This is a genomic window from Streptomyces sp. ISL-43 (assembly GCF_018614195.1).
Classification (GTDB): Bacteria; Actinomycetota; Actinomycetes; order Streptomycetales; family Streptomycetaceae; genus Streptomyces.
Window position 1 is genome coordinate 38,785 of record NZ_JAGGOT010000044.1, and the last position, 24,972, is coordinate 63,756.

Annotated in this window: 23 protein-coding genes and 2 pseudogenes; 1 reads left to right on the top strand and 24 read right to left on the bottom strand. The window is 68.3% G+C overall.

The window, feature by feature from the left end; all coding sequences use genetic code 11:
• Window positions 1-323 precede the first annotated feature (323 nt).
• The 9 genes and pseudogenes from J7F03_RS25050 to J7F03_RS25085 all read right to left on the bottom strand — a co-directional run bounded on the left by J7F03_RS25050 (window position 324) and on the right by J7F03_RS25085 (window position 8,941).
• The gene (locus J7F03_RS25050; protein WP_214953294.1) at window positions 324-923 is read right to left on the bottom strand and encodes a thymidine kinase; all 600 of its coding nucleotides are present in this window, start codon (window positions 921-923) and stop codon (window positions 324-326) included.
• Between the two features lie 101 nt (window positions 924-1,024).
• Window positions 1,025-1,393 (bottom strand): 6-carboxytetrahydropterin synthase, encoded by a 369-nt coding sequence (locus J7F03_RS25055; protein WP_214953157.1) that lies wholly within the window; start codon window positions 1,391-1,393, stop codon window positions 1,025-1,027.
• 58 nt (window positions 1,394-1,451) lie between these two features.
• The gene (locus J7F03_RS25060) at window positions 1,452-4,109 is read right to left on the bottom strand and encodes an AAA family ATPase (RefSeq protein ID WP_251072451.1); all 2,658 of its coding nucleotides are present in this window, start codon (window positions 4,107-4,109) and stop codon (window positions 1,452-1,454) included.
• A gap of 163 nt (window positions 4,110-4,272) precedes the next feature.
• Window positions 4,273-4,404: pseudogene (locus tag J7F03_RS41305) on the bottom strand (thymidine kinase); the annotation flags it as partial.
• 436 nt (window positions 4,405-4,840) lie between these two features.
• On the bottom strand, window positions 4,841-5,383 hold the full coding sequence (locus tag J7F03_RS25065; RefSeq protein WP_214953161.1) for a hypothetical protein: 543 nt from the start codon (window positions 5,381-5,383) through the stop codon (window positions 4,841-4,843).
• Window positions 5,384-5,553: 170 nt separating this feature from the next.
• A complete protein-coding gene (locus J7F03_RS25070; protein ID WP_214953163.1) occupies window positions 5,554-6,192 on the bottom strand; it encodes a hypothetical protein in 639 nt (212 codons plus the stop codon).
• Between the two features lie 178 nt (window positions 6,193-6,370).
• Window positions 6,371-6,880, bottom strand: a complete 510-nt coding sequence (locus J7F03_RS25075; protein ID WP_214953165.1) for a DUF3558 domain-containing protein — start codon at window positions 6,878-6,880, stop codon at window positions 6,371-6,373.
• Window positions 6,881-6,957: 77 nt separating this feature from the next.
• On the bottom strand, window positions 6,958-7,548 hold the full coding sequence (locus tag J7F03_RS25080; protein ID WP_214953296.1) for a thymidine kinase: 591 nt from the start codon (window positions 7,546-7,548) through the stop codon (window positions 6,958-6,960).
• A 157-nt stretch (window positions 7,549-7,705) separates the two neighbouring features.
• Window positions 7,706-8,941 (bottom strand): plasmid pRiA4b ORF-3 family protein, encoded by a 1,236-nt coding sequence (locus J7F03_RS25085; RefSeq protein WP_214953168.1) that lies wholly within the window; start codon window positions 8,939-8,941, stop codon window positions 7,706-7,708.
• 76 nt (window positions 8,942-9,017) lie between these two features.
• On the opposite strand from J7F03_RS25085, the gene J7F03_RS25090 reads away from it, so the two are divergent.
• Window positions 9,018-10,148, top strand: coding sequence for a hypothetical protein (locus J7F03_RS25090; RefSeq protein WP_214953170.1), 1,131 nt, complete (start codon window positions 9,018-9,020; stop codon window positions 10,146-10,148).
• Between the two features lie 27 nt (window positions 10,149-10,175).
• Here J7F03_RS25090 and J7F03_RS25095 read toward each other — a convergent pair whose 3' ends face one another.
• From J7F03_RS25095 to J7F03_RS25160, 15 genes and pseudogenes are all read right to left on the bottom strand, one after another.
• Window positions 10,176-10,775 (bottom strand): thymidine kinase, encoded by a 600-nt coding sequence (locus J7F03_RS25095; RefSeq protein WP_214953172.1) that lies wholly within the window; start codon window positions 10,773-10,775, stop codon window positions 10,176-10,178.
• Window positions 10,776-10,916: 141 nt separating this feature from the next.
• Window positions 10,917-11,705 carry a methyltransferase domain-containing protein gene (locus J7F03_RS25100; RefSeq protein WP_214953174.1) on the bottom strand — a complete coding sequence of 263 codons (789 nt, stop codon included), beginning with the start codon at window positions 11,703-11,705 and terminating at the stop codon, window positions 10,917-10,919.
• Window positions 11,702-12,664, bottom strand: a complete 963-nt coding sequence (locus J7F03_RS25105; RefSeq protein WP_214953176.1) for a PLP-dependent cysteine synthase family protein — start codon at window positions 12,662-12,664, stop codon at window positions 11,702-11,704. Before J7F03_RS25105 ends, J7F03_RS25100 begins: the two co-directional genes overlap by 4 nt.
• Window positions 12,665-12,669: 5 nt before the next feature.
• Entirely contained in the window at window positions 12,670-13,728 is a 1,059-nt protein-coding gene (locus J7F03_RS25110; RefSeq protein WP_214953178.1) for a serine O-acetyltransferase, read from the bottom strand.
• A gap of 10 nt (window positions 13,729-13,738) precedes the next feature.
• Entirely contained in the window at window positions 13,739-15,043 is a 1,305-nt protein-coding gene (locus J7F03_RS25115; RefSeq protein ID WP_214953180.1) for a peptide ligase PGM1-related protein, read from the bottom strand.
• Window positions 15,040-16,356 carry an acetyl-CoA carboxylase biotin carboxylase subunit family protein gene (locus J7F03_RS25120; protein WP_214953182.1) on the bottom strand — a complete coding sequence of 439 codons (1,317 nt, stop codon included), beginning with the start codon at window positions 16,354-16,356 and terminating at the stop codon, window positions 15,040-15,042. The genes J7F03_RS25115 and J7F03_RS25120 overlap by 4 nt, the downstream gene beginning before the upstream one ends.
• 13 nt (window positions 16,357-16,369) lie before the next feature.
• The gene (locus J7F03_RS25125) at window positions 16,370-17,635 is read right to left on the bottom strand and encodes an arginine deiminase family protein (protein ID WP_214953184.1); all 1,266 of its coding nucleotides are present in this window, start codon (window positions 17,633-17,635) and stop codon (window positions 16,370-16,372) included.
• A gap of 1 nt (window position 17,636) precedes the next feature.
• Window positions 17,637-18,938 carry an MFS transporter gene (locus J7F03_RS25130; protein ID WP_214953186.1) on the bottom strand — a complete coding sequence of 434 codons (1,302 nt, stop codon included), beginning with the start codon at window positions 18,936-18,938 and terminating at the stop codon, window positions 17,637-17,639.
• Between the two features lie 94 nt (window positions 18,939-19,032).
• The gene (locus tag J7F03_RS25135; RefSeq protein ID WP_214953188.1) at window positions 19,033-20,193 is read right to left on the bottom strand and encodes a cytochrome P450; all 1,161 of its coding nucleotides are present in this window, start codon (window positions 20,191-20,193) and stop codon (window positions 19,033-19,035) included.
• A gap of 179 nt (window positions 20,194-20,372) precedes the next feature.
• Window positions 20,373-20,495: a hypothetical protein gene (locus tag J7F03_RS42080; RefSeq protein WP_285440489.1), complete on the bottom strand. Its 123-nt coding sequence runs from the start codon at window positions 20,493-20,495 to the stop codon at window positions 20,373-20,375.
• Between the two features lie 828 nt (window positions 20,496-21,323).
• Window positions 21,324-22,049 carry a hypothetical protein gene (locus tag J7F03_RS25140; RefSeq protein WP_214953190.1) on the bottom strand — a complete coding sequence of 242 codons (726 nt, stop codon included), beginning with the start codon at window positions 22,047-22,049 and terminating at the stop codon, window positions 21,324-21,326.
• Window positions 22,050-22,268: 219 nt separating this feature from the next.
• Window positions 22,269-22,406 (bottom strand): annotated as a pseudogene (locus J7F03_RS25145) (transposase family protein); the annotation flags it as partial.
• Between the two features lie 40 nt (window positions 22,407-22,446).
• The gene (locus tag J7F03_RS25150; protein WP_214953192.1) at window positions 22,447-23,097 is read right to left on the bottom strand and encodes a thymidine kinase; all 651 of its coding nucleotides are present in this window, start codon (window positions 23,095-23,097) and stop codon (window positions 22,447-22,449) included.
• A gap of 69 nt (window positions 23,098-23,166) precedes the next feature.
• Entirely contained in the window at window positions 23,167-24,372 is a 1,206-nt protein-coding gene (locus J7F03_RS25155) for an alkaline phosphatase family protein (RefSeq protein ID WP_214953194.1), read from the bottom strand.
• Window positions 24,372-24,971 (bottom strand): DUF5998 family protein, encoded by a 600-nt coding sequence (locus tag J7F03_RS25160; protein WP_214953196.1) that lies wholly within the window; start codon window positions 24,969-24,971, stop codon window positions 24,372-24,374. The genes J7F03_RS25155 and J7F03_RS25160 overlap by 1 nt, the downstream gene beginning before the upstream one ends.
• Between the last annotated feature and the right edge of the window lies 1 nt (window position 24,972).

The following is a 24,972-nucleotide window of genomic DNA, read 5'->3' on the forward strand; positions in this document are numbered from 1 at the left end:
GCTGCTGGTTGGAGGTCGTTCTCGTAGGCGATCGGGGATCGCTGGCCGAGGCGGGAATGCCGGCGTCGGGTGTCGTATCGGGTCAGCCAGCGGAAGGCGTCGAGTCGCGCCTCACGCTCGCTTCACCAGCCTTTGCGGCCCTTTGGCGTCTCACTCTTGGAGGCTGCGTTGAAGCTTTCCGCAGCCGCGTAGGAGCTTGAGCGGGAGACCCCGAGAGCGTCGCAGAGCCGCTTCACGCCGTGACGGCGCTAATCCGGGGTCGAGGCCCGTGCCAGGGGTACACCTTCCCGGAAACGACCACGGGACGGACACAGGGACGCCGGTCAGGCGTGGTTGACCGGGAGGACGTCCGGGGAGAGGACGCCCGTCTGGGCGGAGGCACTCGTCATCTGCTTGCGGTGGTGGCGGCGGCACAGGACCTCGTAGCCGATCTCCTCCGCCGGGCGGTTCACATCGCCGACCACCACCTGGGCGCCCTCGACCACCATCTCGCCACCCACCGTACGGGCGTTGTGCGTGGCGCGGGCCCCGCACCAGCACACGGCCTCCACCTGGAGCTGCTCCAGGCGGTCCGCCAGTTCGATCAGGCGCTGCGAGCCGGGGAACAGCTTCGTGCGGAAATCGGTGGTGATGCCGAAGGCGAAGACGTCGAGGCCGAGGTCGTCGACGATCCGGGCCAGCTGATCGATCCGCTCCGGCGCGAGGAACTGTGCCTCGTCCACGATCACGTGGTCCGCCTTGCCGCCCTGGGAGAGCTGCGCGACCAGGTACGCGTACAGGTCCATGCCCTCCGGCGCCTCCACCGCCTCCGTCACCAGGCCCAGGCGGGAGGACAGCTTGCCCTCCCCCGCACGGTCGTCACGGGTGAAGATCACGCCCTGGAGTCCCCGCGCATCGCGGTTGTGGGCGATCTGGAGAGCCAGCGTCTTCTTTCTTGACCATCCACCAACTCACGCCAGAGTCCGGTGGTCCCGTTACCCTGAGGTCGACGCACAGGTGGAAGGCGGCCCCGATCGCGCTTCCGTCAGCCGGGCCGGTACTCAGCCCAGGTCTTGGGCGTCTCCGAGATCTTGACCGCCGTGAGCTCGGGGATTCGTTCCCCCCAGAGGTCGAAGATCCATACGGCGAGATTCTCCGCCGAGGGTGAGGCACCCCCCCCCATCGCCTCATTCAAGTGACGGTGGTCGAGTGTCTCATCCATCCATTTCTTGAACGCATCGAGATCCCGGTAGTCCCGTACGAAACCCGCCTCGGTGAGGTCCTCCCGGCGGGCGCAGAGCTCGAGCACCACGACGTAGTTGTGCCCATGCATGCGGGCGCAGGGGTGCCAGCTCGGCAGTCGGTCGAGAACGTGACTGGCCGAGAAGTGAAACTCCTTGGTGATCGTCAGCATGGCCACCCCAGTCTGCCCGCGAGCGGCGGAACTCCCTCCGGCATGAGTGCTTCGCGCATCACCGATCGACCTCGCCGTCTCCGAGAATGACACGATTGAGCGATACGCCGGCCAGGAAGCGGTCCCGCATCGCGTCATCGGTGATCAGATCCGCCTTGCGCAGGACCGCGCCCCGGGCACGGTCGAGCAGTGCCCGCGCTTCGTCCTCGGATCCGCGTGCCGAGAGGACGAGCGCCGCGTGGTAGAGGACCTCCTCCGTCCGCAGCGCGGGCATGTCCCCGACCTCGTCCAAGATTCGGAGGGCCTCCCGCGCATGCTCCTCGGCTCCCTCCGCGTCGCCCTTGCGCACCAGAATCCGGCTGCGCAAGGAGTGCGCGGCAATCTCACTGCGCACCATGCCGCTGCGCCGCGTCTCGACACATGTGGCGACCGCCAGCCGTTCCGCCCCGTCGAGCTCCTCCCCGTACTCGTCCGCATGGTCGAGCAGCACTTCCGCATAGAGATTCCGCACGATGGGGACCAGATTGGCCAGCCACGTCCGCTCGGTTTCCGCCCAGGCCTCGGCGATCAGCCGACGGCTCTCGTCCGGGTCTTGGGAACGCTGCGAGACAATACGGGCGAGGAGCGCGGCATTGTAGGCGTGCCAAGCGCTGTCACCGCCACGGTCCGCCTCGAAATCGAGAGCTTCGCGCAGGGCCTCCTCTGCCTTCCCGTAGTCGCCGAGGCCCACGTGCACCTGGGCGAAGTAGTTGAGCGCTATGGGCAGCTCCGCGTTCAACGGCTCGTCGCGCAACCGCGCGACACACCGGGTCAGCCTCGTCAGTGCCTCGGTCAAGTGCCCGCTGTCGAAGAGGGTGATGCCGAGCTGCATCTCTCCCAGGTTGCGGGCGTGCTGCAGGACCGGCTCACCACTGCCGCCCAGGCGCGGGTCCGAGGCGTACATGCGTTCCGCCTCCCGGAGCTGTGCCAGGCCATCGGCCAGCCTGCGCTTGGAGACCTGGCGGCCGTATTCGACACGGGCCACGAAGAGGGCGACCGGGTCCCCGTGCTCCTCGGCCAGCTCCACGGCAGCGGCCAGCTTGACCAGTGAAGGTCCGAGTCCCTGCGTGGCGAGCAGGGTCTTGCCGCGCAGCAGCGTTGCGCGGATGGCCAGTTCCGGCTCCGCGCACCGGATCGCCGCGGCCTCCGCCTCAGCCGCCAGGTCGTCGATGTCGGGTCCGCCTGCAGGCCGGCTCTGCCCTCGCCAGCGCACCTCGGTCAGCGAGAGCAGCAACTCCACGGCCTGCACGAAACGCCGGTCCCGGCCCTCCGTACCCGTCGGCAGATCCCGGGTGGCCTTGATCACCTCTTCACAGTGCCGCTCGGCCTCGGCGAACGACAACCCTTCCGTGGCCGCGTCGCGCGCAAGCGCGAAATGGGCGTCGGCCGACGCTGCGAGACAGGCAGGGCCGCCCTGTCTCAGATGACGCGCGATCTCCAGCCGCCGCTCCAGCGTTGTAGTCTCCGGTTGCGCCTGGCTGAGCGCCACCGCGATACGTGCGTGCCGCGACCGCATCTGCTCGGCGCTCTGCTGTGCGTAGACAACGCTCCACAGCGCACGGTGCTCAAAGCGGTAGCAGTCCGCCGCTTCCCAGCGCGCCCATGCGGGAGGCGCCTCGGGGACGATCAGACGGTGATCCCGGGCGATGAGCCGCAGCCGCTCCATCACAACGTCGTGCGCCATCCCCGTGACTGCCGCGACCGTGCCAGACAGGAACACGTCCCCTTGGGCGGCCCCATTGGCGAGCAGAGCACGGTCCTGCTCGGTCAGTGTGCGCAACCGCTCCTCCACCACCCGCGAGAGGGTGGGCGGCAGGGCCACATCGGCCCCGTGGTCGGGGCTCCACTCGTCCAGGCAGAGGGTCACGAAGATGGCATGACCGCCCGTCAGCTCCGACAGTTGGTGCGAGAGGGCAGGCGGAGCCGCCGGATGCCGCTGTGCGACAAGTTCGGCGATCGCGTCCTGTGGCAGTCCCCTCATCGTCCTGCGCCGTAGTAGCCCTTCAGTGGCCCAGCGGTGCAGCAGCGCCTCGACCTTGGATTCCCGGCCGTCCGCGTACGCTCCGTCACTCGTGTGACTGAGCACGATGGCGAGCTGCTCCCGCGGCAGTTTGCGTAGAAGCTGGTCGAGGACGAACTGGCTGCTCTCGTCGATGTGCTGGACGTCGTCGATCATGAGCGCCGTCGGCGGACCGTGCCTGACCACCTCAAGCAGGCCGTCAACGATCCTGAGCGCTGCCGCATGCCGAAAGGGCAACAGGCTGTCGAAGGGCATCGACCCGGAATCGAGCGAGGCCTCTGTGATCTCCCTGCCCAGCGTGAACACCGCCCCGAGTCCGGGAACGATCGCGGACAGCACCTCCGGCGCTGATCGGACCACCCCCTGACCGGTGGCACCAAGCATCCTCCTGAAGACGCTGCGCCGCTTGGGCTCCTGGTCTTCGCCGAGCTTCAGGAGTAGATCGAGCACCGGCCCGTACATCAGGTCCGGCCCGATTCCGGGTTGACACCTGGTGGACACGATCCGGCACCTCGCGGGACCCGGCGACACGACAGCCTCGGCCTCGAACGCCCTCAGCAGAGCGGACTTACCCATTCCTGACACGCTGTCGAAAGCAACGGCCTGGCCGCCTCGCCCTTCCGTAAGCCCAGCCAAGACCGAGCGCAGTTCCCCCATATGCTCAACGCGATCGACGAATCCGATCGGCACTACACGTCCCCCGTCTCATGGCTTTCGTGGAGCTTCACAGCCCACATCGGCACGCGCCGCCAACGGTAGATCATCTGGGTGCGGCATGCCCGTGACTCGGCGAGATCAGCTCATCCACATGGTGCTTCGCGCTGGCCTCGACCGCCTCCGTCACCAGTCCCAGCCGGGAGGACAGCTTGCCCTCCCCCGCCCGATCGTCCCGGGTGAAGATCACACCCTGGAGCCCACGGGCCGAACGGTTGTGTCCGATCTGGAGCGCCAAAGTCCTTTTGCTTGACCATCCACCAACTGGCGGACACGCCTACCCGCGCCGCAGCGCCTCCCCGCTGGAAACGGCAGGTTGCGGAATCACGCCGTTACGGCAGGAACGGCGGCTGGCGCGACCCGGGCTCACGGCTCACGGCTCACGGCAAGCGGATGCACCAGCCGGGGCCGCCGCCCGGCGGGGTGCCTCCCGCCATCACCATGAGCACGTACTGGGAAAAGCTGCTGCAGGTTGAGTGGCCCTGCAGCCGCACTGCCCGTGGACAAGCACTCCAACCCGAGGCCTGGACCAGCCGGGAGACGCTACCGCGCACCGGACACGCGGAACGTACGGGAAGGCCGCCACCGTCCTGGGCGCCGCCTTCGGCGACGTACCGTCGATCCCTCTCCCAGGGGTGATCACCGCTCCGCCCTCCCACGGGGGCAGCCGCTGATCAACGCAGCGAGGCCGTCGGATTCTTGCCGGCCTGGGCCTGCTCCAGTCGGTCCACCACCATCCTGGTGATGTCCATGAGCCGGTCCGGCACCTTTGCCCCTGGTGTCCAGGCGTACTCGATCTTCGCGATGACCGAGCCCTGCCGCACAGTGATGCCGCGGCCGGTCCACCCGTTGTCTCCGGCCGGCAGCGCGTAGCCGTCGATGGCGTCTCCCGGAGGGTTGACGCCGAGCTCATCCTCCGCGCCCGTCCCCTTGAAAAAGCCCTCGGCTACGGCCATGTCGTCGAACGAGACCATCTGAACAATGACGTTCTGAGTGTGGTAGTCGGTGGCACCGCCCGCAGCCACCGCAATGGCATCGGCACACATCTCGTCTCGCCACCCGTTGGACTTGCAGATGGCGGGATTCGACATGTCCCAGCTGTGCGTGCTGCGTTCCTCCAGCCCCCGAGGCATGTTGATCCCCCTGGGCAGCGCGGCTTCCAGCAGCTTCGGATACATGACCAGAGCCGCAGGGTTGCTCTTGGCCGGGACGGGCACGCCAGCAGCGTCTCCCTTGCCGAAGGAACCGCCAGTAGCCCCCTCAGAGCAGCCAGCCACCAGTGCGCAGATGAAGGCGACGGCCGCCAGACGTCCTGCCCGCATCCCGAGGACTCGACAGCCGATCACGATGGGTAACGCTCCCGTCTCCGTGGGATCTGGCTGGGTGATCATACGCGCCGGTCGCGCCAGGACCCGGCCAGTTGCAGACCAGACCCAGAACGTCCTGTGGGAGCGGCAGTTACTGCTCGCCGCCGCCGCTCCATGGAGAAGCCGCCCAAGCGGCTGGGAAGGAGCGGGGACTCACGGCCCTTGAGCGCCGCCCCACGATCCACGGCGCCCCAGGCGTCTTCAAGGATCTTCGCGGCCGAGTTCCAGACCGTCGCGGTCTTGCGCAACTTGTCCCGCTGCCCGTGGAAGCGCTTGTCGAGGAGGTACTGGTCCGTCCAGCTCGTCTCGCCAACGACCTCCGGGAGATCCTCGGCCTTGTGACTCGCACGTGGGTTGCAGTCGGGCCCGGATGGCTGCGAGCCGATTCCGGGAGCGGCCGGGCTCTGGTCGAGCAAGGCCGCCGCGATCGCGTTGTCCTGCCGGATGAAGTCCTCGGCAGCCTTGAGAAGGGTGCCGGCTCCGTTTGCCATGGCCTGATGTGCGTGGCCCGCCGACGCGAAGACGGTCGCCACCGCCGGCTTGTACACGGCGGCGAACACCCGCCCGGCGCCGTCGTCTCCCGCCATCCCTCCGTGCTGGCTCAACTCGGTGAAGAGCAGGCCCAGCATGTCGTAGATGAGGTCCCGAAGATCCACCATGGACCATGACGCGTTGACGAAACCCTCTGTCCGGTGCTCCAAAGCGCGAGCAGGTTCGAACTCGGAGACCTACTGAACAAGATGACGGGGGCCGACCCTCGGATGATGGGCGGCCTACGGAACGGGGTAGTCCGCGCATCGGATGCGGGGCTTCGAAAGCGGGCGTCGTGCGGATTCCTCACACTCGGGTCACGATGGCGCGGGCCAGCGGCACCAGGGCGTCACGCATCTGGTCCGACGTCTGCGTGAAGGTCTTCATCTCGACGCCGATGATGGCGACGGCGAAGTTGACGGAGCCCTTGCGCACGTACAAGGTGCCGTCTTCCTTGCCCGCCTCGAAGTACGCCGCGTCACCGACCCCGTCGACCTTCGTGGCGTTCGGATGGTCGGTGGCGTTGAGCTCCGGGACCGAGAACTGAACGACGAGATAGCGGTCACGCTCGACGTTCCAGGTGTCGCACTGGCTCACGATGGCGCCCATGCCGTTCGGCTCGCTCTCCCCGGCGGGTCCGCCGAGAGCCGCCGTCATCTCCTCGGCGGTCACCACCTTGCACGGGTCCGGCGTCTCCTTCGTCGCCGGCGGTTTCGTTCCCGGCCCGGCGTCCGACCCGCCGTCACTCCCGCACCCGGACACCGCCAGCACGGCAAGCAGGGCACCCATCAAGGCGCCACGTATTGATCGAGTCATGACAATCCCCCCTTGTGTCAGGTCATGCTGGCAGGGCGCCGCGCCGCGGTAAAGGGGTTCGAGACCCTCGCCTGACCTCAGAGTGGGTGGTTGACCGGGAGCACGTCCGGGGAGAGGGCGGCGGCCGAGGTCATGCGCTTGCGGTGGTGGCGGCGGCAGAGGACCTCGTAGCCGATCTCCTCCGCCGGGCGGTTCACGTCGCCGACCACGACCTGCTCGCCCTCGACCACCATCTCCCCGTCCACCGTGCGGGCGTTGTGCGTGGCACGGGCTCCGCACCAGCACAGGGCCTCCACCTGGAGCTGCTCGATCCGGTCCGCCAGCTCGATCAGGCGCTGCGAGCCCGGGAACAGCTTCGTACGGAAGTCCGTGGTGATGCCGAAGGCGAAGACGTCCATGTCCAGGTCGTCCACGATGCGCGCGAGCTGGTCGATCTGCTCCGGGGCGAGGAACTGGGCCTCGTCCACGATCACGTAGTCCGCCTTGCCGCCCTTGGAGAGCTGCGCGACCAGGTACGCGTACAAGTCCATGCCCTCGGTCGCCTCGACCGCCTCCGTCACCAGACCGAGGCGGGAGGACAGCTTGCCCTCGCCCGCGCGGTCATCGCGCGTGAAGATCACGCCCTGGAGCCCGCGGGCAGAGCGGTTGTGACCAATCTGGAGTGCCAGCGTCTTCTTACTGGGGCATCCGCCATATCAGCTGAGCCGGGACCGCTCCCCGCAGCCCTTCGGCACCGTCCGGCACCGTCCGACTCTCGGGCGCGAGAGTACGAGGGCCACGCGCCCACACCGAGCCAGCCCAGGGGTGGCGCCCGGGACGGGTGGGTTACATCTGCTGGAGTCTGTCATTGGCTTCGCCGGGGGTGAACCGGGCCGGGTCGAACCCCACCCCGGAGTCGAGGCCAAGCCACCGCACGAGGTCGGCGTGCTCCGTCCGCGTCGGATCGGCGAGAGTCCGCTTGAGGTCTTCATAGGCCCCGGCGCCTCCGCAGTCCTCGGGAGGGCAGGCGCCGGAACCGGCTACGCAGACGGGATAGCGCCGGTCCGCCTCGGCTGCGATCCGGTGCTCCACCGTGACGCGGTGGTCCCAGGAGTCACCGAAGTCGTACGTGTACACAAGGCTCCCTCCCTCCTTGAGCAGGGCGCCGAGGGTGACGCCCCGCTCGTCCCCGAAGTCGAGCTCGGTGTTGGCCCGGCCGTACTGGACGCCGTCCACGGTGAAGGCGTGCATATGGCTGTTCTCCCAGCCCATGACAGCCTGGATCACAGCATGCACTTGGTCGAGCCGGGCCGCGGCCGGCACCAGCACACGTCGCCAGACCGCCGGTTCGACAACGTCCTCCAGATCGATGCGCAGCTGGAACACCGGTTCTCCGGGGAGCGGTTCGCCGCGCATCACGGCCACGGCCCGCCTGCCCTGACCGGTCAGCTCCACGGTGTCGTCGTCGCTTCGGACGGCCCCGAGGGCCGCGAGGGCTTCGAGCAACAGCCGCACGTCACGGTCGTTGCTACCGCGCCAGGCCCGCAGCTGCTCGGGCGGCACATCGTCGAGAATGTAGGGAGCGGTCACCGCCTGCCACACCGCTCTGCGCAGCGCGTCGCCGGCGACCGGGCCGCGAGCCGCGTACAGCCGATGCAGCAGCGTCCGCAGGCCGGCGGCATACTCCTGCGAGAAGACCGACTCAAGCCACCCCGAGACCAGTACGGCACTCCCGATCCGCGGTACCGCTTCGAAGAGGGCGTTCCACAGGCCGTCGGGCCGGTCGAGCAGCCGGGCGTTCTTCTTCACCGGGAGCAGACGGCCACCGGCAACCCTCAGCAGTCGGGCGGCCTTAGCCCATTCCGCCAGCAGGTTGAGGTGGTACAGCTCCTCGCTGGACTTCGTCTTGAACATCCGGTCACCGATCACCGGGTCCATCTGGTCGCCGGTGCCCAGCAGCTCCACCAAGGTCCGGGCGTCCGCGAGAGTGATGCGGCCGGTCTGCGTCAATTTCCGTCCCGCGCCGATCCACCCGACCAACTCCCGCACCTGTCCCACTGTCTTGCCATGAGACTCGTCCACAACCGCTCCGTTCCGTGCCCTCGCCGCCTCGCCGAACCTACCCTCTCGCACCGCCGTCAGCAGTAGGGTGCTTCCGGTGAGCGAGTACCAGTACTACGAGTTTCAGGCCCTCGACCGGCCGCTGAGCGGCGACCAGCGGGAAGCACTGCGGAGCGTCTCCAGCCGTGCCAGGATCACCGCCACCAGCTTCACCAACGAATACCACTGGGGCGACCTGCGGGGGAATCCGCGAACCCTGGTGGAGCGGTACTTCGACGCCCATCTGTACGTCGCCAGCTGGGGCACACGCCGGCTGATGCTTCGCCTGCCTCTACAGCGCCTGGCACTGCGCAGCGTCCACCCGTACGGTCTCGGCCACCACGTCGAAACGTGGGCCACCCGAACCCACCTTCTCCTCGACCTGACCAGCGAGGACGAGGGCGGCGACTGGGTCGAGGGAGCCGACGTTTCCCTGGCCTCGGTCATCGGCGTACGCGAGGAACTCGCCACCGGCGATATGCGGCCCCTCTATCTGGCGTGGCTCTCCGCCCTCTCTGCCCGGGAAGCCGAGGACGACGACGAAGAGGGGTACCAGTCCTCCCTGGAGCCTCCCGTCCCCGCCGGCCTGGGCGAACTCACCGCTCCGCAAAGCGCGCTCGCGGACTTCCTGCGCGTCGACACCGACCTGCTCGCTGTCGCCGCACAGAGCAGCACCGCGGCGCCGGAACCCGCGGCCCGTCTGATACGGAAGGAGCTCGCGCGACTCGTCTCCGCCCTCCCGGACGAGGAGAAGGACGCCCTACTGGTGCGCCTCGCCCTCGACCCGGAACCCCACTTGCGCAGCGAACTCGTGCACCGTCTGCGGGAAACTTCCGCCCCGGCGACCGCACCCGGTCGCCGGACCGCCGCCCGGCTGCTGGATGCGGCGCACACCCGCCGCGCCGAGCGCCACGGGCACGCCGAACGCGACCGGTTGCGAGCCCGCGCCACGCGCCTGACCGCACTCGCCGCCGAGTCGGACGTCATCTGGAACCAGGCCGAAGCACACATCGCCTCCAAGAGGACCAGTGCCTACGACGCGGCTGTCGCCCTCCTTCGTGACCTGCGCGAAGCCTGCGCTCACACCGGACACGGTGTCGATTTCCAGCAGCGTCTGGGGCTCCTGCGCGACACCTACCGGAGCCGGCCCGGCCTCATCCACCGTCTCGACAGTCACGGTCTCCGGTAACTCGGCCGCCGGCATGGAAGAAGACGGTCAGGCGTGGTTGACCGGGAGGACGTCCGGGGAGAGGGCGCCGGCGTGGGCCGCGGCCGAGGTCATGCGCTTGCGGTGGCGGCGGCGGCAGAGGACCTCGTAGCCGATCTCCTCCGCCGGGCGGTTCACGTCGCCGACCACGACCTGCTCGCCCTCGACCACCATCTCGCCGCCCACCGTGCGGGCGTTGTGCGTGGCACGGGCTCCGCACCAGCACAGGGCCTCGATCTGGAGCTGCTCCAGGCGGTCCGCCAGTTCGATCAGGCGCTGCGAGCCGGGGAAGAGTTTGGTGCGGAAGTCCGTCGTGATGCCGAAGGCGAAGACGTCCAGACCCAGGTCGTCGACGATCCGGGCCAACTGGTCGATCTGGGCAGGGGCCAGGAACTGCGCCTCGTCCACGATCACGTAGTCCGCCTTGCCGCCCTTGGAGAGCTGGGCCACCAGGTACGCGTAGAGGTCCATGCCCGCCGGCGCCTCCACCGCCTCCGTCACCAGGCCCAGACGCGAGGACAGCTTGCCCTCCCCCGCCCGGTCGTCACGGGTGAAGATCACGCCCTGAAGCCCCCGCGCGTCGCGGTTATGGGCAATCTGGAGCGCCAAAGTCCTTTCGCTGGGGCATTCGCCATGTGCGGGTAGCGCAGCAGCGCGTCACTGCGCGTATGGGGATCCCTGCCTTCCTGTCGGAAGCCAACCCGTGTCGAGCCGTTGCCGGTTGCCCCGACCGGAGGCGGAATCCCCGGTTCAGGAAGGCTTCGTGGCGGTGAAGAGGTACCGATTCAGGCTGCAGAAATAATCGTCGCCGAGTCCACGCAGGTCGTTCGACCAGGCGGCGACCTCGTCATCGGTCAGTCCGTTGCGCCCGACGACGTACGAGGCGACGATGTCGATCAGACCGGCGCTGTACATGTCGCGCCGGTAGCCGACGTTGAGGAGCGGTATGACAAGTGGTGGGGACGTCTCGAAACCGGCCCGGCGCAACGCCGGGAGAAGGGTGCGGGGGAGGTGCGGATCAGCGAGATGCTGATCCCATGCGGCGAGCATCCGGGTCATCCGTGGCTGATCGGTGCAGTGCCACACGAGGGAGTCCCAGTCGGTGTCCAGCACCGCGACCCGCCCGCCCGGCACGAGTACCCGGTGGATCTCGGCGAGCGCGCCTGCCACGTCCACGATGTATTCCAGGACCTGCGTCGACACTGCCACGTCGACGCTCGCATCGGCGCACGGCAAGTGATCCGCCGCCGCGGGTCGCAGGTCGACCTTGGCCCCGCCGGGCACGACAGCCCGGGATCGAGCCAGCGCCAGCATGCTTTCGCTCACGTCGACACCGGTGACGTGACCGTGTGCGCCGACGGCCGTGGCCATCTCCGCGGCCAGCAGACCTGGTCCGCACCCGATGTCGAGCACCCGCTCGCCGGGCCGCAGCTCGAGGGTGTCGAGGACTGTGCGGCGCTGCGCGACGACATCCGGCGTGCGGTAGGTCCGCTCGACCCTACGTGCCGCTTCCGCGTTGAAGGTGAGCATGTCGGTCATGATGTGCTCCTCGGGTGAGTGGTCTCGCCGGGCTCCCCGAGCTCGGCGAGATAGTCCTGGGCAGAGTCGTAGGCGAAGGTCAGAATCCGTGTGCCGGGGCGGCAGGTCCGCGCACAGGCGAGTGCGGCGACGACGTTCGCCGCGGAGGACAAACCGACCGCAAGGCCTTCGACCCTCATCAGCGTCCGCATCATCGTCGCGGCCTCTTCCTCGGTGACGACGATCTCTTCGTCGATGAGCGCGACGTCGAGATTGGCGGGAACCAGTCCGACGGCCAGACCTTGCAATCGGTGCGTGGTGAACCTGTTCTCCGTGAAGGAGCATCCTGGAGGCGTGACCGCGACGATCCGCAGATCCGGTCGGTGTCGGCGCAAAGTCCGGCCGATTCCGGTGAGATGCCCGCCGGTCCCGACCCCAGCGATCATCACGTCCGGCAGCTCGCCGGAGAATGCCTCCAACAGCTCGATGGCGGTGGTCCGGTCGTGCATGGCCGGGTTCGCGGGGTTGGCCTGCTGGTTGAGCAGGATCCAGTCCGGGTGCTCGATCTGCAGTTCCATCGCCTTCTCGCCGTGCGAGTTGCCGCCCAGACGGTGATCGGACAGCACGATCTCGGCACCGAACCCTCGAAGGAGCCGCTGCTTGGCTGGGCTGTAGTTGTCCGGGATGACGAGGACCAGGCGGTATCCGAGCAATGCGGTGACCATCGCGAGCCCGATGCCGGTGTTCCCACCGGTGGGTTCGAGGATGGTCTGCCCGGAGCCGCGAACGAGGAACCCCTCGTGCTCGGCGGCCAGCACCATGTTGAGCGCGATCCGTACCTTGTGGCTTCCGCCCGGGTTCAGCATCTCCAGCTTCAGGTACACGGTCCGGTCCAGGCCGGCGGTCAGCCGTCGGAGTTCGAGCAGCGGCGTCCGGCCGATGAGATCCAGCACCGACGAGGCGATCATGGGCGTGACCATGTCCATCACCTCGACCCGGCCTGTGACACGGTGGAGCCGACTCCACCGTCGCGCGTTCGCCGGACACCGGCGGCGCGGGGTACCAGGATCGACACACTGGTGCCGTCGGGCACGGTCAGCCGGACATGCGCAGGGGGCTTGCCGGCCGTTGCCTCCAGCCCGAGCAGCAGATGCCGGCTACCGCGGTCGAGTACCACCACCGGCGTGGCGTTCCGGTAGCGGCCGGACAGTCCCTCCACGCGGAGGCCGGGATGGGCCAGACCGCTGCCGCGCACCAGGAGGAGGCCTTCGCCGATCACTTCGATGGCGGTGACGCCGATGGTGGTTCCGCCCCGGATCTCCTGATACTGGTTCAACACGCTCACCCGGGCGCCTGCCGGGATGTCGCACTGCACGAGGGCATGGCATCCGACCACGACATCGTCACCGATCTCGACCGGGCCGAGAATACGTGCGAACGCGCCGATCTCGACCCGCGAGCCGATGGCCGGGTGCCGCCGGCCTCGCGGATTGTCCGCGATTCCCGTCGATCCCAGGACGACACCCTGCAGGACGTAGCAGTCGTCGCCCAGGCTCGCTGTCTCGCCGATGACCGTCCCCATGCCGTGATCGACCACGAATCTCCTGCCGATCACGGCCGCCGGGTGGATTTCGACCCCCGTCTCCACCGTGGCCTGCTCGGCAATGGAGCGCGCGAGCATCCGCAGGCGACTGCCGTCGGCATCGGAGCGCAGGGGCGCGCCGAGGATGGAATGTGCCAGTCGATGGCTCAGCACTGCCCGGAAGCATCGGTAGGAGCCAACGACCTCACGCCATGAGCCGTGGGCTGCGGGATCACGCTGGGTGAAGGCGAGCAGGTCGCCTTCCACCAGGTCGACGAGCTCCGGTGAGCACGGCTTCCACGCCCCGAGCATCGAGCGGATCTGGCGCATCCGCGGACGCGCGACGTCCCGCAGCGCGGCAGCCAGCGCCGCGTGCCGCTCCCGGGTCTCCACATCGCCCACGGTGATCATGTGCGGAAGCCGGGTCGCGGCGACCTCGCCCGGCGAACGGCTACTTCTCATCAACGAACGGCTACTCCTCATCGAACAACCTCCCCAGCTCACGTTGGTATGCCGCTTCCTCCGGATCTCCGCAGACGATCACATACAGGAACCCGCCCTTCCCGGATGCCTGCGAGACGGGCATCGTCATGAGCACGCCGCGCCGTCGATCACGGTCGAACAGGAGGCCGGCATCGGCCACGGTCTCCAGGAAGCCCGCAGTGGAGATCGGCTTCCAGGTCGCGGGGGTGAGCCGCTGGCTGAGCATCGTCATCTCGTCGGGCGACAGGCCCGCCATGATGTCGTAGAGGTGAGTGGAAGTCGTCGTCCGGGCGTTGACCTCGGTGAAGGCGATCCGCCCGTCCCCGGTGGCCACCGCGTCGGCGCAGAGCTGCCCTCGGTATCCGATGCCGTGGTAGGTACGGGCAAGGGTCTCGGCCCCGGAGACCAGCTCCAGATGTTGTGACTCGGTCAGCGAGCGCGCCGGGAACGTCTCGAAGGCAAGCCTCCGGTCGACGAAGGACAGGCGGCCGACGCCCCCCAGCTTGACCCCTGCATCGGTCACGGCGTACTCGGCGTAGTAGCTGGCGGTGGAATCGAGCAGCTGCTCGACCACGACGGCGTACCTGCCGTCCGCGGATGCCCAGTCCCACCGGTCACGCCAGTACCCCGACACGGCGTCCTGCCGGCTGTCCAGCTCGTGCACGGTCCGGGCGCCGACGTGATGGGGTGCGTGCCTGCCGGGCCGCAGGACCATCTCGTTGCCGGACCCGGCCCCGTGGTGCGCCATCTTCACCATCACGTCGTGGCCGGCGTCCAGCAGCCACTGGGTCGCCGCAGTCGCCTCGAGCCGGCTGCGGCACACCGACCCCGCCGCGATGCGCACCCCGCTACCTGCGGCCAGGGCTCGGAAGGTCGCCTTGCTGTTGGCCAGCTCACCGCCGCCCTGAGCCATGAAGTCGGCTCCCGGTAGGCGATCCCGGATGCCGAGCTGTGCTGCGAACTCGCTCAACTGGGCGGACGGGAACAGGCTGAACACCTCGGTGACGCGGGCGACGTCCCGGGCGATCGAGTCGAGGAACCGCCGGTCGAACAGCGCGAGGAAGTCGATCCGTTGCCTGCCGTACAGGCCCTCGGGACACAGACGGACGTCTACCCGGGACATGTCGATGCCTTTGATCCTGCCGACGTGCTGGACGAAGGCCGGATCCGGAGTGTCTGAGACGAGGACGAGATCGCCTTCCTCCGCGAACCAGAACACGCGTTGCGCCCAGGCTCGGGGGTCCGGCCGGAGAAAGAGGGTGTCGTCGATGTCGTTCGCAATCAAGAGTCTCATCGCATTCCCATCGTCGGTGCTCGGTGCGTGAGGCGGAGGGGCGCGCCGACCGAGGCGACCGTGTTCCTGACCTGGAGTGCGGCGCGGCCGCGCTCGTCGTGGATCGCTCGTACCCGGGCCACGGCCTCGGCCATGACGTGCCAGCAGTCGGCTTCGTCCGCCGCGGCGACGGTCGCGTACCCGATCCCGGCAGACGAGGTCTCGGACATGTCCCGCATCGGAACGCCCAGGGGAACGAGAACGACGCCGTCGATGCCCGGGACGGCCCTGATGTCGGCCTCGTGCACGGTGTTCGGGAACCCGGCCACCGACGGCAGGTGAACCCATCCGTGGACCTTGTCCGGCGACGCCGCGAGCGTTTCCACCTCGTCTCCGGTGAACAGCTGCGTGGCGGCAGCGAACAGGTCGAGGCCGATCGTCTTCTCAGCCACCGTCCACAACCCGCTGCCGCCGGGTCGGCAGGCGAGTTCGTTGGCGACGAACTCGCCGGGGTGGCCGAACGCCTCGAAATGGAAGACGCCGGTCTCCAGGCCGAGCGCCTTGAGCGCGCGCGTCGCGAACTCGTTCGCGGCGGCGTACGTGCCGCGGTGCTTGGCGGGAGGCAGGCCCATCGACCGGGTCGGCTCGCCCTGCTTGGTGCACAGCAATGGTTCGCCGTACCGGGAGACCATCAGCCTGCCGATCGATCCGTTCTGGATGATGCCGTCGAAGTGCCATTCCGGGCCGTCGATGAACTCCTCCACGAGAACCCTGCGCAGCTGAGGGTCGTGCCGCGCGACCCGCACTATGTCGTGGGCGGTCTCTGCGACGGACACCGACTCCGCGCCGCCGGCGGCCGGGGGCTTGACGACGACCGGGAACTCGAGGCCGGCCGCGGCCAGCAGCGCATCCACGGCGTCGACGGACTGCGCCGCCGCCTCCGGCAGGACCACGAACTTCGCCGTCGGGACGTCTGCCTCGCGCCACTTGGTCTTCTGCAGGGCCTTGTCCCGGCAGGCGAGTGCGACGGCGGGGTCCAGGGCTATGGCGTCGAGCTGCTTGCCGAGGATGGCGGAACCGACGACGCCGTACTCGTTGGTCGTCAGTACGGCGTCCACCTTCGGCATCGGTCCGAGGTGGTGGAGAGCCGACCACAGCGCTTCCACATGGCGGTAGGAATCGACCGCGCAGGCGCGCGCCGCGAGTTCCCTGAGCCCGGGGGTTCGGTACATCCGGTCCCCGTCCGCCGCCTCGTACAGCACCGTGATCTCGTGGCCGCCGCGGTGGAGCCCGCGGATCGCCTTGGGATGTGCGCCGATGTGCAGAACATGCATGGTCTTTCCTCCATCAAGAGTGGGTGATCGGGTCGTGGTGCATACGGACGCCCAGGACGGCGCCGGGTGCGTGCCGCGGGGTGCGGTCCGGAACGGCGAAGTACTCCTGGCACTCGCCGGTCCGGCGGACGTCCCACGTCGCGCAGTGCAGCGAGCCGCCGAACTCGTAGACATTGCGGAACGGGACCGTGAGGACCTCGAACCCCAGCCCGCGCAGCAGCTCGTGCAGGTTCCTCTCGCTCGCTTCGCAGACGACCACGTTCGGAGCGACGCTCAGCAGGTTCATCGACAGCCACTTGGAGGACTGGCTGTAGCGGGGCATCTCGTCATTGCCAGACGCCGGCGTCGGCGCGTCGACGAGTCGCCATCCGTTGCGAACGAAGAACTCCCGCTCGTCGGCCTCGAGCGGCCGGTCCGGGTTCGTGAGCACCAGACCTGGTCGCAGCGGGACGAATGTGCAGTCGATGTGGGAGGGAAAGAGATCGAGCGGGAAATGCAGCACATGGAGGCGGAAACCGCGAGGTTCGAGTTCTCTTCGCAGCCAGCGGATACCCGCCCGGTTGGTCGTCATGGATTCCTGAACGAAGACGTCGCGGCCCGCCCTGGTGATGTCAGCCGCATCGAAGAGCACCTCGTCCTGCGTGACGCAGAACTCGAAGTCGTGCATCCTCGCGTGCCGCTCGGCCAGGGTCAGCTCCCAGAATTCCGGGCGGTACATCGTGTCGCTCATGGAGGGCTTCGGTGCCGCGGTCCACACCACTCGCTCGTCGGCGGTCCAGTAGCGGTAGACGAGGCTCCGGTACGGCAGGTACTCGAAGAACCTGGCCCGCCGCGACATCGTGGCCTCGATGATCTGGTTTCCCACCGTGATGAGGACGTCGCGAGGACAGACAGAGCAGTACTGGTTCGCGACCTCGAAGGACGGCGTCTTCACGGCCGCCGTGAAATCAGCGGCGTCGGGACGGCGAACCGTCACCCCGAGCGTGCGCAGGAGCTCGGCAAGCCCTTCGAGCTCCTCGTTCGCGCGGGCTGTCACATCGGGCGACTTCGGCCCGGTGGGAAAGCGCTGACCGCTGGGGGTCCCCCGGAGTTGGGGGCGGTACCCGGATTCGGTCGGTTCGAAGCAGGCTCCGTCCGCGCGGCCGACGAGGATCTCCTCGAGCGGGTCCCATTCGTTCCACGAATTGACGATCGGGCCGGCAGACACACCTGGCCGGGTCACCCTCGACACGTCGGCGTCGATGTCCGCCTGCTGCGGCGAAAAGATCTCCAGAGTCATGTCAATCCCTCTCCGAGTCGGCATGTGCCTTGATTTCAGATGGCTCCCTGGCGAGTTCCTCGGTGGTCGCCCGGTCCGAGGACTCGGATTCCCACCGAACGAACTTCGGCAAGGCAGCGGCCAGCAACGCTGCCGCGAGAACGGATGTCGCGCCGCCGATGACGGCGGACAGGCCGGGTGAGGTGATCGCGCCGAGCGCGCCGGCGCGCATACCGCCGAGCTGTGGACCTCCGGCGCCCACGACGAATTCGACCGCGCTCACCCTGCTCCGGTAGTTGTCGTCCACCGTGGTCTGGACGATCGTCGTGAGGTAGACGGCGCTGATGACGTCCGCCATACCTGCGACAACCAGGAGCGCGATCGCGAGTACCGGAACCTGGACCAGCCCGAAGATCGCGATGCAGGTTCCCCATGCGCCAGCCGCGAGCAGCATGCCCCGGCCCTTGTGGGCGGCCCGACAAGCCCGCCCGGAGAACAGCGATCCCAGGACGCCTCCGACGGCCGGCGCCGCCATCAGCATGCCGAGCATCTCGGCTTTGCCACCCAGATTCAGATCATTGATCGCCGGAAGCAGCGCGGTCGGGGTCGCGAGCAGAGTCAGGCTTAGATCGGCGAGGAACGCACCCCTGAGGACGTCGTTCACGCGGATGTAGCGCAGGGCGGCGACGATCGCCTTGGCACCGGGGCGGGCGATCAATCCTTGCGGCGGCATGGCCGGGAGCTTCGCGACGACGTAGATCGCAACGATGAAGCTGAGAGCGTCCATGGCGTAACACACCTGCAGTCCCCAGATCCCGGCGACCGCACCGGCGAGGATCGGACCTGCGATCCCGGCGAAATGCATGGTGAGCATGGTCAGGGCGGCGCCTGCCGGGATCTGGTCCTTGGGCAGCAGGTGCGCCATGAAGGTCCGTTTGGCCGGGACGCTGACGGCGCCGAGGGTCGACTGGGCGATGCACAGGACATACAGCAGCCAGAGCCGGTCGTTCCCGGCGATGGCCTGCACGGCGAATGCCAGCGACACCGCCACCTGGCCGCCACCGGCGAAAAGGACGATCTTCCTGCGGTCGTACGTGTCGCCGAGCGTGCCTCCGACGAGCGCCATGGACAGCATGGGAATCACGGTGCACAAACCGATGACGCCGACCGCCAGAGTGCTCTTCGTGAGCAGATAGACCTGGAGCGCCACGGCGAAAACGGTCATCTGTCCGCCAACACCGGAAACGGCTTGCCCGATCCAGAGCCGGCGGAATTCCGGCGACTGCCGCAGTGGCGTCACGTCGAGCGTCAGCTTCCTGTCCATGCCGTCCAGATCCTTCCTCGCTCGTGAATAGGGGTCGGTTGCGTCGAGCAGACGCAATGCGTTCTCGGCACCACGCCTGCGCGCCCGCTTGGGATTAATGGCGAAGGCTCACGGGCAGCGCTGCCAGATTGCGAAGCGTCGCGGAGCGCATGTATCTGGGCTCACCTGCCAAGGTCAATGCCGACGGCCGCTCGTTCAGGAAGTCGATGAGCTCATACAGCCAGTCCGTTGCGAGTTGTGCGCCGGCACAGATGTGCGGACCCCATCCGAATCCCAGATGTTGGTTGGGTGAACGGTCGAGAATGAGCTCATCCGGCTGGGCGAAGTACTCCGGATCCCGGTTGGCAGCGGCGAAAAGGGTCACGACGGCCTCACCCTGCTCGATCGTGGTGTCGCCGATCTTCGTTCGCTCGGTCGCCACCCGGCTCGTGCCCTGGGCCGGGCTGCAGAAGCGGATCAGCTCCGCCACCCCCGTAGCCATCAGACTGCGATCGCGCAGCTGATCGAGCACGTGTGGATGCTGCAGCAGAGTCAGGACGACGGCTCCGGTCGAGGCATAGACCGTGCTGTAACTGGCGTTGAAAACCGCACTCACCGTGTTCCGGACGTATGTGTCCGGCATCGTTTTCGTGTGCGGACTCTCCCGCAGGCTCGCGATCATTCCCGGAAGCCGGGTGTTCACGAACCACGCCTTCATCATCGCGTGAAGTTCGAGTCCCACTTCCTCCCCGGGCTCGGTGTGGCTCGGCTCGAGCCCGCTGTCCATCCGCCGGGTCAGCCCTTCGAAGATCCTCACGTAGGTTTCCAGCGCCGGCGGTTCCACGCCGACCAGGTCACAGGTGATCTGCAGCGCGAGTGGGGCCGCGACCTCACTCATGAGGTCGAACTCGTCGCGATCGCGGAGCCGTTCGAAATGCCCATCGAGATCGGGTCGGGCACGGCGGCAGATGTCCCGGGTGTCCGGCGCCCGCATGGCGTTGATGATCAGAGCACGCAACCTCGCCTGCTCCGGCGGGTCCTGGTATTGGATGTTCATTCGTTCATCGGGAACGTCGGCCCCGACTCGGCGCAAGTCCCGAGCCCACAACTCGTGGTTGCGCAACACCTCTCGGCAATCGCGGTATCGAGTGAGCACCCAGGACTGCATCTGCTCGTGCCAGAACACCGGCGCACGGGCGCGCAGCTCGGCATAGACCGGATACGGGTCGACGATCGTTTCCCAGTCCAATGGGTTGTAGCTGATGGATGTCGTCATTGGCCTTCGTTCCTGTCTTAGGTCACGGCGGATCACGTGTGAAGCGAGGTCGGGCCCGGCGTCACCCGGGCCCGACCTGCTCGAACTAGAGGCAGTGGTCGTAGCGCATGGCAACCCCTCCTTTCCGGTGGGAAATATCGGCCGCGGACTCGCGCGGCCGGGGCACAGAAAGCCCCGGCCTAATGTGCGGCGTGGCGGCAGGAGAGGTACGGAATCGCCTTGGCGTGTTCTGCCGGAGATGCGAAGGCCGCCGCCGGGACCAGCACGACGGTGCCGGCCAGGGCCACGGAGGCCGTAGCCATGAACAACAGACGACGCATCCAGGAATACCCATTCATCTGACTCTCCCTCTACTTATACGGGGCTTTCCCTTTTGCCCGCAGAAATGGGATGAAAGCTCGGCCTCACATTCGTTATGAGTAGGAGTTGTTGTGGTGAGGCCATGGCTTCAAATAAACCCGACCGGGCAATACGGGTCACGCCACTAAAAAGCGTGACTTGACATCCTTGTGCAATCCGGATATAAGCCACGCCTCATGCTGCGAACGAGGGGCGGGCCCGGATATCGCGCGGCCAACCCCTTCGGCCTTGCCTCCAGCGAGAACGAACGTGGCCAGATCGCAGATCGCAGATCGCAGATCGCGGTACGCGGCACGCCGTCGTTCCGCAGGGCGCTCTGCCCACTCGTCGTCCCGGTTGTGCACGACGGCCTCGCCGTCAGGGCGAGCCAAGCCCGCCTCGGCCAGGCCGAGACCTTCCCTGCCCCATCAAGGCCCGCGCACGACGCGTCCGCGCCGCCTTGCCGGCACGCTGCGTGCGGCAGGTGGCGAGGGAGACCCCCTACGGCTGGAGCGGTCGGTTCCACGGCGTTGTGCAGCCACTTTGACGCGAGCCTCGAAGATCACGACCCCAGATCGGGCTATCGCGGCCAGGTCCGAAAGGCCTGCCCGATCCGCAGGCCGACGTAAGGGGCCGTGATCACTCGTACCAAAGCAGCTCCATCCGGACACCTGAGCTGGCGCAGGAGGTGGCGCACAGCAACGACGGCCCGCAGCACGGCCGTCGTCCTGGCCCCCCTACCGGCGCCGCGTCAGGCAGCCCCGACCGGCCTGGATTCCCGTAGCCGCTGCTCACTTGCCCTTCGGCCAGTCGTAGCGGCTGGGCACGTCGACCTTCACGTCTGCCGGTCCGTATACGAGCGCGATCTCGTCGTGGTCCCGGAACTCGATCGCGGCCGGGTTGCCGGGGCGCTCCTTGCCGTTCACGTAGGCGTGGAATTCGTTGGCGCCGCCGGCCTTGAGCCCGCCGATGGAGTCCGACGTGAGGGCGAGGTCCCATTCGGTCATGAACTGGCCGAGGGAGAAGGCAGCCTTGACCGGGGACTCGATGTGGATCACGCCGTTCTCCGCGTGGGTGTGCAGCGGGCTGATCTGCTGCGCCTTGTGGTCGATGCCGATGTCCGCGGGGACAACCACCGATTTGCCGTTCACGATGACGTCCAGGTGGGTGTGGATGTGCTCGACGTGACCCTCCTCGCCCAGCATCATCAGCCCAGCTGCCGCGACCCGCGCGGAAGCATCGCTTGGCGCGGCCCACGGTGGGCTGGTCGCACGGCCTGAGGCGGTCTTCATCGGAGTGGCTGGTATGCCCGCCTCGGGAGCCGTGGAACGGGACGGCCCGCCTCTCGTGGAGAGCACCGCGATCGTGAGCCCGGCGATGACCGCGGCCACCACGATGCCCACGATCATGGTGAACCGCAGTCGGCGGCGGCGTTCGGCACGCGCCGCCTGCTCACTCAGCGCGGAAGCTCGGGCACGACGGCCCTCCTGCGGATTGCTGTCAGGCGTGCGAGGCATAAGACGGGTCACTGTTCCTCGGCAGTCGGTCGTCGACCACACCATGCACGAAAGTGATAATTGGGGCGATATATACTTCAAGGCTAAGCGTCGGCGACACTCGGCGCCCCTCGGCAGCAGCCTTGACTTCGCCTTAGGGAGAAGGTCTTGGCGTCATCGCACACCGGGCACCGCACGGCGTCCGACCGACGAGTGGCAGCCCGAAGACCTGTGACGGACCAGCTGCTCTACCTGCTTACCCGCGGTGGCTGGGGAGATCCCGAAGAGCGGGGCGAGCCGGCGCATCGTGAGGTTGGTGCGGTAGTAGACGGTCACCAGCAGGACCCGCTCTGCCGGCGGCAGACACCACGGCCGCCCGCCGCTGGGACCGTTGGCTTCTGGGCGGGCCGCTGCGGTTTCAGGCGTGGTTGACCGGGAGGACGTCCGGGGAGATCGCGGCGGCGTGAGCCGCGGCGCTGGTCATCTGGCGGCGGTGGTGACGGCGGCAGAGGACCTCGTAGCCGACTTCCTCCGGCGAACGATTGACGTCGCCGACGACCACCTGCTCGCCTTCCACGACCATCTCGCCGCCCACCGTACGAGCGTTGTGCGTGGCGCGGGCACCGCACCAGCACAGGGCCTCGACCTGGAGCTGCTCCAGGCGGTCCGCCAGTTCGATCAGGCGCTGCGAGCCGGGGAAGAGTTTGGTGCGGAAGTCCGTCGTGATGCCGAAGGCGAAGACGTCCAGACCCAGGTCGTCGACGATCCGGGCCAACTGGTCGATCTGGGCAAGGGCCAGGAACTGCGCCTCGTCCACGATCACGTAGTCCGCCTTGCCGCCCTTGGAGAGCTGGGCCACCAGGTACGCGTAGAGGTCCATGCCCGCCGGCGCCTCCACCGCCTCCGTCACCAGGCCCAGACGCGAGGACAGCTTGCCCTCGCCCGCACGGTCGTCACGGGTGAAGATCACGCCCTGGAGTCCCCGCGCGTCGCGGTTATGGGCAATCTGGAGCGCCAAAGTGCTCTTTCCGCAGTCCATCGTTCCGGAGAAGAACACCAGCTCGGGCATGGGGAGTACAGGGCCTTTCGACGGTCGTGGGACGGGGGTGGGGCGGGGGGTGGGGTGGGGCGGGAGGCTTCAGGAGCGGATTTCGAGCAGCGGGACGAGCTGCTCGGCCGCCGTCATGGAGCCGTGCATTCCGGCGAGCGCCGACTCGTTGGGCTCGGCCCGGGAGGCGGTGATCGCGACATCGGCCTGGGCGGCCGCGACGACGTCGCCGATCCGGCCGAGGACCCGCTCGTCGCACTCGCCCGGCGCCCCGAACCAGCCCAGTTCCAGGGCTTCTTCGCGGCTCGCGACCCAGAACCGGTCGCCGAGCACCTCGCGCCACACGGTCAGGACGTCGGCCTCGGCGCCCGGTACGGCGTACACGTGCCGCGCCCGGCCCTCACCGCCCAGCAGGGCCACGCCGGCGCCCAGTTCCCAGTCGTCGTCGTAGTCGATCCGGGAGTCCTCGTCGAAGGGGATGTCCACCATGCCGTGGTCCGCGGTCACGTACAGCGCGGTGCGCGGCGGCAACTGCTCCGCGAGCCGCTGGACCAGCCGGTCGACGTACATCAGCTGGCCGCGCCAGGCGTCGGAGTCGACTCCGTGCCGGTGGCCGGCCCCGTCGAGCTCGCTGTAGTACGTGTACACGAGCGAGCGGTCGCCGGCCGCGAGGCGCTCGGCCGCGAGGTCCATGCGCTCCTCGCCGGTCATCCGGCCGAGGAAGGTGCCGCCGCTCAGCGCGACCTTGGTGAGCGGGGTGGTCTGGAAAGCGGGCGAGGACACCTGCGCGGTGGCCACGCCGGCCGCGTCCGCCTGCTGGAAGACCGTCGGGTAGGGCTGCCAGGGCTTGAGCGCGGTCCACGGATGCCAGCGGAGCTGGTTCATCAGTTCGCCGGTGGCCGGATTGCGCACGGTGTAGCCGGGCAGGCCGTGCCGCGCGGGCGGCAGGCCGGTGCCGACGGAGGCCAGCGAGGTGGCGGTGGTCGCCGGGAAGCCCGCGGTGATCGGGCGGCCGGTGCCGCCTCGCGAGCTGCCGAGGAGGGAGGTGAGGTACGGGGCCTCGTCCGGGTGGGCCTTGATCTGCTCCCAGCCCATGCCGTCGACCAGGAACACGCAGTTCCGGTCGGACGGGGTCAGCTCGGCGATCGAGGCCTGGAAACCGGGTACGCCCTGGCCGGCCACGAGGGTGGGCAGCAGGTCGGCGAGCGAGCCGGAGCCGTATTGCGGTACCGGGGCGCCGGCGAGGTCCAGCAGCTCCGGCTCGTCCTGCCAGTTCTGCGCGGTGGAGTACGCCATCAGCGGGCGGGGCCGGCGGACGTGGCCGCCGTGGCCTCGGACAGGGCCTGGGCGAAGAGCAGGGTCTGGCGGACCGCCTCCGGGCCGTCCCCCGCCTCGCTCACGCGCAGGCTGAGGTCGTCGGCGGTGGAGTTGCCGGTGTAGCCGTGGTCGGAGTCGCAGTTCGGGTCGCCGCAGGCGGCGGGCTCCAGGTCGATGCGCGAGACCGCGCCCCAGCCGATGGTCAGGACGACCTCGCGGGGCAGGGTGCCGGGAGTGTAGGACTCCGGGTTGGCGACGACGCGGCTGAGCACCACGGAGGAGATGCCGGACAGCTTGACCGACTCGGTGGAGGTGGTCGCGTACGGGGAGGGGGATCCGGCGTCGGCGGCCTGCTCGTCGGTGTGGCTGACGATGAAGCGGTTGCCGGTCAGGACCAGCACGGTGACGTGCCGGCGCACCTCGTTGGAGTCGAAGGTCGTCTCCTGGTGGACCAGGTACGACGAAATCGGCTCGCCGCCCACCGCGGCCTCCACGGCCTCGGCCACGAGGGCCGGGTAGTAGCCGCTGCGCTCGATCGCCGTGCGCAGCCCCTGGGTCGTCGTACCGGATTTCGCCATG

What these genes read in the sequence shown, in the direction of transcription:
- J7F03_RS25105 (WP_214953176.1), bottom strand. Translation starts at nt 12,664, where the DNA reads ATGGTCACGCCCATGATCGCCTCGTCGGTGCTGGATCTCATCGGCCGG.
- J7F03_RS25120 (WP_214953182.1), bottom strand. Translation starts at nt 16,356, where the DNA reads ATGCATGTTCTGCACATCGGCGCACATCCCAAGGCGATCCGCGGGCTC.
- J7F03_RS25115 (WP_214953180.1), bottom strand. Translation starts at nt 15,043, where the DNA reads ATGAGACTCTTGATTGCGAACGACATCGACGACACCCTCTTTCTCCGG.
- J7F03_RS25060 (WP_251072451.1), bottom strand. Translation starts at nt 4,109, where the DNA reads ATGGGGGAACTGCGCTCGGTCTTGGCTGGGCTTACGGAAGGGCGAGGC.
- J7F03_RS25160 (WP_214953196.1), bottom strand. Translation starts at nt 24,971, where the DNA reads ATGGCGAAATCCGGTACGACGACCCAGGGGCTGCGCACGGCGATCGAG.
- J7F03_RS42080 (WP_285440489.1), bottom strand. Translation starts at nt 20,495, where the DNA reads ATGGCTACGGCCTCCGTGGCCCTGGCCGGCACCGTCGTGCTGGTCCCG.
- J7F03_RS25125 (WP_214953184.1), bottom strand. Translation starts at nt 17,635, where the DNA reads ATGACTCTGGAGATCTTTTCGCCGCAGCAGGCGGACATCGACGCCGAC.
- J7F03_RS25075 (WP_214953165.1), bottom strand. Translation starts at nt 6,880, where the DNA reads ATGACTCGATCAATACGTGGCGCCTTGATGGGTGCCCTGCTTGCCGTG.
- J7F03_RS25130 (WP_214953186.1), bottom strand. Translation starts at nt 18,938, where the DNA reads ATGGACAGGAAGCTGACGCTCGACGTGACGCCACTGCGGCAGTCGCCG.
- J7F03_RS25135 (WP_214953188.1), bottom strand. Translation starts at nt 20,193, where the DNA reads ATGACGACATCCATCAGCTACAACCCATTGGACTGGGAAACGATCGTC.
- J7F03_RS25150 (WP_214953192.1), bottom strand. Translation starts at nt 23,097, where the DNA reads ATGCCCGAGCTGGTGTTCTTCTCCGGAACGATGGACTGCGGAAAGAGC.
- J7F03_RS25155 (WP_214953194.1), bottom strand. Translation starts at nt 24,372, where the DNA reads ATGGCGTACTCCACCGCGCAGAACTGGCAGGACGAGCCGGAGCTGCTG.
- J7F03_RS25055 (WP_214953157.1), bottom strand. Translation starts at nt 1,393, where the DNA reads ATGCTGACGATCACCAAGGAGTTTCACTTCTCGGCCAGTCACGTTCTC.
- J7F03_RS25070 (WP_214953163.1), bottom strand. Translation starts at nt 6,192, where the DNA reads ATGGTGGATCTTCGGGACCTCATCTACGACATGCTGGGCCTGCTCTTC.
- J7F03_RS25110 (WP_214953178.1), bottom strand. Translation starts at nt 13,728, where the DNA reads ATGAGAAGTAGCCGTTCGCCGGGCGAGGTCGCCGCGACCCGGCTTCCG.
- J7F03_RS25140 (WP_214953190.1), bottom strand. Translation starts at nt 22,049, where the DNA reads ATGCCTCGCACGCCTGACAGCAATCCGCAGGAGGGCCGTCGTGCCCGA.
- J7F03_RS25100 (WP_214953174.1), bottom strand. Translation starts at nt 11,705, where the DNA reads ATGACCGACATGCTCACCTTCAACGCGGAAGCGGCACGTAGGGTCGAG.